Here is a 9,892-nt window from a genome sequence, read left to right on the forward strand (position 1 = left end):
AACAATTTTGCCTCGATCGATTCAGCCGAAACCGATCCGGATTTCGTAGTCTATTCCTTCGAGGTCATCTGGGGCCAGCTCGAATACGATTCCACCAGTGTGAACCCCACCGACTGGTCAGGCGAGCTGACAGTCGACACCGGATGCATCAAGGTCGTGCGCAAGATCCGTTTCGAGCCAGGTCAGGATTATTTTTTAAGACCCCGCCCGAACGCACAGACCTTGGGCTGGCATTCGATTACGACAACCCATAACGACGGCTTCATGGTATTCATGTACTTCCCTGAAAACGACGGCTTCACCAACTATGAAGTCAGTTTCGAAAGCGGTCCATACAGCCGTACATTTACCCTGGGCGAACTCGATTCCTTGAGTGTTTTGGAGACTGTCGATGATCTCGGCAACCAGATTTCAATCGAAGCCCGCAAGCTGGTCCGCCTGGAATGTAACGAGGGTTTTCTTGAAGGGCGCTGGATTCGCACCGGGCGTTTTAATAATGGCGGAATTTTCTATGGTCGTTTTGTCGGGCTTGATGGTCTCTCGATGGGTCATCTCAAGGGGCACTGGGGTGTTCGCCAGGAGACCGGTGAAAAGCTGTTCTTCGGCAAGTGGATCAATCATGTCGGCAGATTCAAAGGATTTTTAAAGGGTACCTGGGGTGAAGATGAGCTGACTGGCAATGCTCAAAAGTCCGAGGGCTGGTTCGAGGGAGAATATTTCGACAGAAATTCAACAAAACTTGGAACTTTATCCGGGAATTGGGTATCATCCATTAGAGGCAGTACGCCGTCCTCTGGCGCTACTGATAAGGTCCATAAACATGCCAGAGGCTTTTTCCACGGGATGTGGAAACAATACTGCAATTAGAACCTCACCAATCTGCTTCGCAGTGAGCCCTCCACCCAGGAGGGCTTTTTAATATTCGGTTGAAGACAAAAAAATACCGGCTGTACCTGGCAGTACAACCGGCTCAGTAGCATCTAAAGAGATATGGGGACAATCTATATAACTATTCTTCTTCGTCTTTCTTTTCGCCGATGACTTCAGGTTCTTTCTGTTCTTCTTCTTCACCCTCAACACCTTCGAGGCCTTCTTCACCTTCCTCGCCTTCTTCCTCGGTCTTCTCCTTGACAACCGTGGGAGCGACGACCGTACAGATAGACAATTCGGGGTCGGTAATCAGGTCAAATTCCTCGGTTTCGAGGTCGCCGACATGGAGCGTGTCGCCGATCTGCATCTCGGTAACATCCAGATCAATCTTATCCGGTACTTTATTGGGTAATACGGAAATTTCGATTTCACGGCGAATCGGCTGCAGGATGCCACCCTGATTCTTGACACCATCGGGTACACCGACCAGATTGATTGATACCTGCATGTTCAGAGGTCTGTCGAGAGAAATAATTAAAAAATCGACATTTAACACATCGTTAGTGACCGGGTCAACCTGGACCTCCCTGACCAATGCTTTTTTGACTTTTTCTCCGTTGTCGAAATCGAGATCAACCAGGATATTCTGGCTGCTGGCCTTGGAAATCAGCTGATAGAAATCATAAGCGGCGACAGACAGGCTCATCGGATCATTTTTCTCGCCATATGCAACTCCGGGCAGTTTACCGCTGGCGCGAAGTTTACGCGCCAGGCTCTTGCCGGAGCCCTGCCTGGATTCTACTCTGAGTGTATTTACTTTCACACTGCACCTCGTGATTTAATTATCGAACAAAATCGAAATAGATTCTTTATTCGTGATCCGGCGAATTGCCTCGCCGAAGATCTCCGCAGTCGTCAGGACCTTGATCTTTTCCGAGAATTTTTTACTTGAATGATCTATTGTATCTGAAACGATCAAATGCTTGATAGGGGAAGCGTCGATTCTCTGCAGGGAAGTGCCCGAAAAAACGCCATGGGTACAGCAGGCATAAACATCCTTGGCACCGCCCTGTTCGATTACCGCGCGGGCGGCATCTACCATGGTTCCCGCGGTATCGACGATATCGTCTCTGATGATTACGGTTTTGTCCTTGACGTCGCCTATGATGTTGAGCACCTCAGATTTGTTCGGTTCGGGACGGCGTTTGTCAATTATCGCCAACCCACATTGTAATGTGTTTGCAAACGCTCTTGCCATCTTGATCGAGCCGACATCGGGAGTCAGCACAACGATATTATCCATGCGTTGCATCTGGAAATAGCGGTTGAAAATCCTGGAGGCGTAGAGGTGGTCGGAAGGGATATCGAAAAATCCCTGGATCTGGGAAACGTGCAGATCCATGGTCACCACCCGGTCGGCCCCGGCCGCCGTTATCACATTGGCCAGCAACTTTGCGGTGATCGCTACACGCGGCTGATCCTTGCGATCCTGGCGGGCGTAACCGTAGTACGGTATCACCGCTGTAATGCGGGATGCGGATGCTCTCCGGCAGGCTTCGATCATGATCAGGAGCTCGAGAATATTGTCGGAAGGCGGATTTGTCGGCTGGATAATAAAGACATCCGTTCCGCGGATATTTTCATTGATCCTGATGAATATCTCGCCGTCGGAAAACCGGTTGACCTCCCGCTTGGTGAGGGGAATACCGATATAGCGTGCGATCCTGTCGGCCAACGGAATATTGGCCGTACCCGTTATCAATTTTACAGTATCCGGCATAAACTGACCTCAAAGTTACAATACCATACCAAAAAGACCTCTCAATATATATATTAATTCGCAAAACGCAACTCAAAATTGAACATAAATCCGCCCTTAAATGGCCTTTTTTAACTGATTTTGTATCACTTTTGTCTTTTATACGTACGCATTGATTATGAATGGTGTATATTCAAACTTGCCGCTCTGAGATTGAGTGATTATAATTAGTAATTATATAAACCCGAGCATTACCTGAGGAGGATTGATGATTTCCAAGCCAAAGTTTATCCTGACAGCCTTTCTGCTGATTTCAGTGCTGGTGGTCAGCGCCTGTATCGAAGAACGGGCGGACCATTCCAATGGCGACGTTAAAAAGGCCGAACCGGGGCAAAAGCTCCTGACCGGTGATTATATTCCTGATATTGAGCGTTTTATGCAGATCGGGTATGTCAGTCGGGGGGCGATTTCCCGTGACGGATCCAGAATATTTTGTTCGCCCTCTTTTACCAATGTCAGCCAGTTATTTCGCTATGAGAAGGGCGAATGGCCCTACCAGTTGACCTCATTTGAAGATGGCATCTCCTGGTATACTCTCTCCCATGATTCATACCACGCGATAGTTGGAGCGGCTGTCGGCGGTGATGAAAATGCCCAGATGTATCTACTGGATACCGAGACCGGCAGGATTGAAAAACTGACCGATAATCCACAGGCCCGCTACGGCTCAGTGCTCTGGACTGATGATGATTTAAGTATCTTTTTCGCCTCCAATTTTGAAAACGGCCGTGACTTCAAGATCTACAAGATGAAACTGCCCGATGGTGACCCTGAACTTATCTGGGACAAGACCGGCTGGAACGGCCCGGTGGAACTCTCAGAGGACGGCAAGCTACTGGTTACATATACCGCTCATTCCAGCCGTAACAACGATTTCCTGCTTGTCAACCTCGAAACCGGAGAGGAGGAAGTCCTGACCCCGCATGATGGTGAGTACCTGTACAGCTCGATCAGCATGATGCCCGGTTTTAAGACAGCTTACATTACAACCAATAATACACCTGACGGTATTACCCGCGTGGCGAAACTGGATGTGGACACCAAAGAGGTCACCTTCCTCGATCCCGAGGAAAAATGGGAATGCGAGGGTGCCGGTGTCTCCGAGGACGGTCGTTACCTGTTCTGGCAGTTAAATGTCGATGGTTATGCCGAGCCGTATGTCAAGGATCTCAAAAATGATGTTATGCTGCCTCTGCCGGACCTGGACGGCATGTACACGTTTGGCGGAGTAACTGAAAACGGACGTTTCCTGTTCGGCTTCAACAATGCCAACAATCCGCCTAATTTTTGGATCTGGGACCCATCAACCGAAAATCTCGAAAAAATCACCGATGTTTCCACGATGGGGATCGATGTCAGCGAATTTATCGAGCCTGAACTGATCCGATATAAATCTTTTGACGGTCTCGAAATACCGGCTTTCCTATATACTCCCAGGGATTTTGAGCCTGGCAACCCGATTCCTTTTATTATGGATATTCATGGTGGCCCTGAGGGACAGTACCGCCCCTATTTCAACCGTCATTTCAATTATCTCCTGGCTCATGGATTCGGTATTATCGCTCCCAACGTGCGCGGTTCCGACGGTTACGGCAAAGAGTATCTGGATATGGACAACTACAAGAACCGTCTCAATTCAGTAGCCGATGCCGCTGAAGGAGTCAAGTACCTGATCGACAACGGCTACACGACTTCCGAGATGATGGGTGTCAAGGGCGGATCCTACGGCGGATATATGGTCATGGCGCTTATTACCGAATATCCCGACCTGTTTGCGGCCGCGTGGAATCAGGTCGGAATCGTCAATTTCGTGACTTTTCTGGAGAACACCGCCGAATATCGGCGCTATCTGCGGGAATCTGAATACGGTCCCCTCAGCGATCGCGAGTTTTTGAAATCGATCAGCCCGATCCATAAAGTCGATGTCATTAAAACACCGCTGATGGTGGTTCATGGTGAAAACGATCCGCGTGTGCCTGTCGATGAAGCTCGCCAGATCATCCGCGAACTCGAAAAACGCGGAGGAGTGGTTGATTCGCTGATCTTCCCGGATGAGGGTCATGGTGTCGCCAAGCTGGAAAATCGTCTACTGGTGTACCGCACGATGGTGGAGTTTTTCACCGAACACCTTAAAAAGTGATTTATATTCAGTTCGACTGATTGAATAAATCTTCACGACGCAGGTAGATTAAATGAACATATCATGGGTCTGCCTGCGTTTTATTTATGGCAGGCAGTTTTTGTTGACAGAAAGTGGATTATATGGCTAATATTAAAGTGGATAAATCCAACTTTCGTTAAATCCGAGGTGAAAATGTTTAACAAGATAATTGTGGCTTCGATCGCGCTTCTGGTTTTTACGACGATCGTCTGGGGATTCGCTGATTCTGTTGACAAGGCAAAAAGCGTTGCGGACTTAATCGAAGAAGTCGAATCCGAGGACAAGACTGAAAACGAACAGGGGTTGGTCAAGTTACTGGTGGTCGACGGTCCTATCGGGCCGATTACCGTCGATTATATCAATCGTGGTATCAAGCAGGCGGTTTTGTACGATGCTGACGCGCTGGTGGTGCTTTTGAATACACCCGGCGGGCTCAGCAATTCAACCTGGAAAATTACTGAAGCGATTATGAATTCGCCCGTGCCGGTGATAGTATATGTTTACCCTAAGGGTGCCCGGGCCGCCTCCGCCGGCGTTTTTATAACCTATTCCGCCCATATTGCGGCTATGGCACCGGCGACAAACATGGGTTCGGCTTCATCTGTCGCGCTTCAAGGCGATATGGACTCGACCATGTATAAGAAAGTCACCAATGATGCGGTCGCCAATATGCGTGCGGTTGCACGTGAACGTGGACGCAACGAGGAATGGGTGGAGCGCGCGATTCGTGAATCGGTGTCGATTTCCGATTACGACGCGGTCGATTCCAATGTAGTCGACCTGGTTGCCGAAAACATACCAGATTTGCTGGATCAGATCCATGGCCGGGAGGTCGAAGTCGATACCGGCACCGTTGTCCTGAACACCAAAAATGCCCGTCAGGATACGGTCGCGAAAACTTTTTCCGAAAAGATACTGCAGATCATAACCAATCCCAACGTGGCGATTTTATTGTTTTCCCTCGGAAGCCTGGGGCTGGTGCTGGAATTGTATAACCCGGGCGCGATTCTGCCGGGAGTCGTGGGCGGTATCTGCATCATACTGGCATTCTTCTCTTTCCAAACCCTGCCGATCAATTATGCCGGTCTGCTTCTGATAATGCTGTCGATTATATTATTTATACTCGAGTTAAAGGTACCCTCCTACGGAGTCCTGACCATAGGCGGGGCAATATCTCTGGCTCTGGGAGGTATTATGCTGATAGATTCACCTGAACCGTACCTGCAGGTTTCCAAATCCGTAATCGTCGCGCTGGTTTTGGTCTTTGTCGGATTTTTCGGATTTGCCCTGCGCTACATAATAAAAACCCATAAAAGCAAGGTCACTACCGGAAGCGAGGGCCTGATCGGGTTGACCGGACGGGTTGTACGAGATATTGATCCGGTCGGTATGATTCTAGTAGCCGGCGAGAGATGGCGGGCGGAGTCGTCTGAGAAAATTGAAAAAGATACCAAGGTACGCGTGGTCGAATCGGACCACATGACATTAAAAGTGGAAAAAATCGACTAATCATAATAGGAGGCTAAATGGCACCAGGATTGGCATTACCGATCACGATACTGGTTATCGTCTTTTTCATACTCCTGAATGCGATACGAATATTGAAGGAGTATGAACGCGGGGTAGTCTTCCGACTGGGCCGACTGGTCGGTACCAAGGGCCCCGGACTTATCCTTTTGATCCCCTTGATCGATAAAATGGTCAAGGTCAGCCTGCGGGTGGTTACCATGGATGTCCCGCCCCAGGATATTATCACCCGTGACAACGTCACGGTCAAAGTCAATGCAGTGATCTATTTCAGGGTTATGGATTCCGACAAGGCGATTGTGGCGGTCGAGGACTACCTGTTCGCGACTTCCCAGATCGCTCAGACGACATTACGGTCTGTCTGCGGTCAGGTCGAGCTGGATGATCTCTTGTCCAACCGCGAGGAAATCAACGCCAAACTGCAGGAAATTATCGACGAACAGACCGAGCCGTGGGGAATCAAGGTCTCCCAGGTTGAGGTCAAAAACGTCGATCTGCCAACCGACATGACCCGTGCGATCGCCCGCCAGGCGGAAGCCGAGCGTGAACGTCGTTCCAAGGTGATTCATGCCGAGGGTGAATTCCAGGCGGCTGAAAAACTGGTGGCGGCGTCGGAGATGATGGAAAAATCGCCGACCGCGATTCAGCTCAGGTTTTTGGGCACCTTAACCGAAATCGCCAGCGAAAAGAATTCGACTATCGTCTTCCCGGTCCCGATCGATATGATCAAGGCCTTTATGCGGCAGGGCGGAAAAGAAATCAAATAGTTTGATTCTTAACCTCGAGCCCGGAACAATCTCCGGGCTTTTTTATTTTATGTAATTTGGACTTGTTCGATCAAACCCGCGATTTTTGATCGCCTATCCTGTCAGAATGGAGTGATTTTTATGATAAAACCGGAACAGGCCTTTTTAGTTTTGGTAGATGTCCAGGGCAAACTGGCCAACATGATGCACGAAAAAGAAAAGCTGTATAAAAACTTACAGGTTTTGATTAAAGGCCTGCGCACTCTCGAACTGCCGGTCATCTGGGCCGAGCAGTATCCCCAGGGGCTGGGCGAAACAGTGCCGGAGGTAAAAGGGCTTCTGGAAGGGCTCGAACCGATTTCAAAAAATACGTTTTCGGTCGCCAGGCATCCAAAACTATATGAAAAGATCGAGGCCACCGGGCGCAGGCACGCAATTGTTGCTGGAATTGAATCTCATGTCTGTGTCTATCAGACTGTCGCTGATCTGCTGGAAAAAGGTTTCCAGGTTACTATCGTAGCCGATGCGATCTCATCGCGCACTGCCGAAAACCGCGAGATCGGACTCAGGCGGATGCAGTCCGACGGGGCTAAAATCGCTTCAGTTGAAATGCTGCTGTTCGAGATGCTGGAGGTAGCTTCCGGAGATAAATTCAAGACCATTTCAAAACTGGTAAAATAACAACGGGCATAAACTATCACACGAGGGGTACGCATGAAAACCAGAGAAGATATCATCAGGTTGATCGATGAAGAAAACGTTCACTACATCAGGCTGTGGTTTACAGATATACTGGGGCGACTCAAGGGTATGTCGATCACGCGCCGGGAGCTGGAGGATATCCTCGACAACGGACAGGGCTTCGATGGTTCCTCGGTTGAGGGTTATGTCCGAATCGAGGAGTCGGATTTGATGGCCTGGCCGGATTATCGCACATTTCGGATCATTCCCTGGGATATCTCGGGTGAAAAAGTGGCCATGATGTTTTGCGACATCAAGAATCCAGATGATACCCCTTACGAAGGCGATCCCCGCTATGCACTCAAGCGGATGCTCAAAAAGGCGAAAGATCAGGGTTACACATTCTATGTCGGTCCCGAAATGGAGTACTTCTATTTCAGCGACAGTGAACAGACTGCTGTTATGGACCATGGTGGGTACTTCGATTATGCCACGATTGATAAGGGCACAATTCTGCGCAAGATGGCCTGTCGCGCTCTGGAAGGACTCAAGGTTCCGGTTGAATGTTCCCATCACGAAGTCGCGCCCAGCCAGCATGAGATCGATCTGAAATACCAGGAAGCCCTCGTGATGGCTGATTTCTGCCAGCTATACCGCATGGTGGTCAAGGAAACCGCACTTCAAAACGATGTCTATGCGACCTTTATGCCGAAGCCGATGTTTGGTCAGAACGGTTCCGGTATGCATGTCCATATGTCTCTTTTCGAGGGTGAAAAGAACCGCTTTTTCTCACCCGATGATGAGTACAACCTGTCGGAACTGGCCAAGTCGTTCATGTCCGGCCTGCTTCATCATATCAAGGCTATCACTCTTGTCACCAACCAATGGGTCAATTCATACAAACGGCTGGTTCCCGGTTACGAAGCTCCCTGCTACATATCCTGGGGCAACCGTAACCGCTCGTCATTGGTGAGGGTGCCGATGTATCGTGTCGGCAAAGAGAAAACCACGCGGATTGAACTCCGTTCTCCCGATCCGGCCTGCAACCCGTACCTGGTGTTCGCCGTGATACTGGCGGCCGGTCTGGATGGTGTGGAAAACAAGTATCCCCTCCCGGATCCGATTGAACAGAATATCTTTCACATGACTCCCGAAGAAAAAGACCAGTATCAGATCGAATCACTGCCGTCATCACTGGAGAATGCTGTGCGCTCATTTGCCCGCAGTGACCTGATGCGCGAGGCTTTGGGGGATCATATCTTCGAATCCCTGATCGCCAACAAGATCGAGGAGTGGGACGAGTACCGGACTCATGTTTCCCGCTATGAGCTTGACAAATATCTGCCGAAACTGTAATATCGGAGCATGAATTTTGGCTCTTTGACGGCCACGGAAATCCATGAGCTGGTTACCTCCGGCCAGGTCTCCGTAACAGAGCTGACTTCGCAGGTTCTGGACCAGATCGACCGGCTGAACAGTTCGCTCAACTGTTTTATCAGTACCTGCAAGGATTACTCCCTGAAACTGGCCGAAGAGATTGAACGCAAGCTTACTGTTGGTGATAATCCCGGTCGGCTGGCCGGAGTGCCTCTGGCAATAAAAGACAATATCTGTGTCAAAGATCTTCCGCTTACCTGCGCCTCTGAGATCCTGGATGGCTATATATCGCCTTACCATGCCACTGCGGTTGAAAAGCTGACAGCTGAGGGTGCGATAATTGTCGGAAAGACGAATCTGGATGAGTTCGGGATGGGTTCCTCTAATGAATATTCTCGTTATGGTCGGGTTAAAAACCCGCTGGATCATGATCGAGTAACGGGGGGATCCTCGGGCGGTTCGGCGGCCAGTGTGGCGGCCGATCTGGTTCCAATGGCATTGGGTACCGACAGTGGTGGTTCTGTCCGTCAGCCGGCCTCGCTGTGTGGCATCTATGGGCTCAGGCCGACTTACGGTACGGTTTCCCGCTACGGTTTAGTAGAATTCGGATCTTCATTTGACCAGATCGGACCGCTGGCCCGTAATCTCACAGATCTCGAATTGCTATACTCCATAATCTCGGGATGCGACGAGCGCGATGCCACCTCGCTC

8 protein-coding genes are annotated in these 9,892 nt (G+C 49.8%); 6 read left to right on the forward strand and 2 right to left on the reverse strand.

Going from position 1 to position 9,892, the window contains the following annotated elements; genetic code table 11:
• Window positions 1-1,009: 1,009 nt before the first annotated feature.
• Both GF404_11980 and prs read right to left on the reverse strand, forming a co-directional pair.
• Entirely contained in the window at window positions 1,010-1,708 is a 699-nt protein-coding gene (locus GF404_11980) for a 50S ribosomal protein L25 (protein ID MBD3382900.1), read from the reverse strand.
• Window positions 1,709-2,650: a ribose-phosphate diphosphokinase gene (gene prs / locus GF404_11985; protein ID MBD3382901.1), complete on the reverse strand. Its 942-nt coding sequence runs from the start codon at window positions 2,648-2,650 to the stop codon at window positions 1,709-1,711.
• Between the two features lie 247 nt (window positions 2,651-2,897).
• Here prs and GF404_11990 point away from each other — a divergent pair, with 247 nt between their 5' ends.
• The 6 genes from GF404_11990 to GF404_12015 form a co-directional block, all read left to right on the forward strand.
• Window positions 2,898-4,829 (forward strand): prolyl oligopeptidase family serine peptidase, encoded by a 1,932-nt coding sequence (locus GF404_11990; protein MBD3382902.1) that lies wholly within the window; start codon window positions 2,898-2,900, stop codon window positions 4,827-4,829.
• Between the two features lie 174 nt (window positions 4,830-5,003).
• Entirely contained in the window at window positions 5,004-6,359 is a 1,356-nt protein-coding gene (locus GF404_11995; GenBank protein ID MBD3382903.1) for a nodulation protein NfeD, read from the forward strand.
• A gap of 17 nt (window positions 6,360-6,376) precedes the next feature.
• The gene (locus GF404_12000) at window positions 6,377-7,144 is read left to right on the forward strand and encodes a slipin family protein (GenBank protein ID MBD3382904.1); all 768 of its coding nucleotides are present in this window, start codon (window positions 6,377-6,379) and stop codon (window positions 7,142-7,144) included.
• A gap of 120 nt (window positions 7,145-7,264) precedes the next feature.
• Window positions 7,265-7,804 carry an isochorismatase family protein gene (locus tag GF404_12005; protein ID MBD3382905.1) on the forward strand — a complete coding sequence of 180 codons (540 nt, stop codon included), beginning with the start codon at window positions 7,265-7,267 and terminating at the stop codon, window positions 7,802-7,804.
• A 33-nt stretch (window positions 7,805-7,837) separates the two neighbouring features.
• On the forward strand, window positions 7,838-9,160 hold the full coding sequence (locus GF404_12010; GenBank protein ID MBD3382906.1) for a glutamine synthetase: 1,323 nt from the start codon (window positions 7,838-7,840) through the stop codon (window positions 9,158-9,160).
• Between the two features lie 9 nt (window positions 9,161-9,169).
• Window positions 9,170-9,892, forward strand: a 723-nt coding sequence (locus tag GF404_12015; protein ID MBD3382907.1) for an Asp-tRNA(Asn)/Glu-tRNA(Gln) amidotransferase subunit GatA, incomplete at its 3' end; no start/stop codon positions are given.

The sequence above is a fragment of the Candidatus Zixiibacteriota bacterium genome, assembly GCA_014728145.1.
In the GTDB taxonomy this organism is placed as follows: Bacteria; Zixibacteria; MSB-5A5; order JAABVY01; family JAABVY01; genus WJMC01.

Excerpts from the sequence above, each read along its gene's own strand:
- prs (MBD3382901.1), bottom strand. The coding sequence starts at position 2,650 with ATGCCGGATACTGTAAAATTGATAACGGGTACGGCCAATATTCCGTTG.
- GF404_11990 (MBD3382902.1), top strand. The coding sequence starts at position 2,898 with ATGATTTCCAAGCCAAAGTTTATCCTGACAGCCTTTCTGCTGATTTCA.
- GF404_12000 (MBD3382904.1), top strand. The coding sequence starts at position 6,377 with ATGGCACCAGGATTGGCATTACCGATCACGATACTGGTTATCGTCTTT.
- GF404_12010 (MBD3382906.1), top strand. The coding sequence starts at position 7,838 with ATGAAAACCAGAGAAGATATCATCAGGTTGATCGATGAAGAAAACGTT.
- GF404_12005 (MBD3382905.1), top strand. The coding sequence starts at position 7,265 with ATGATAAAACCGGAACAGGCCTTTTTAGTTTTGGTAGATGTCCAGGGC.
- GF404_11995 (MBD3382903.1), top strand. The coding sequence starts at position 5,004 with ATGTTTAACAAGATAATTGTGGCTTCGATCGCGCTTCTGGTTTTTACG.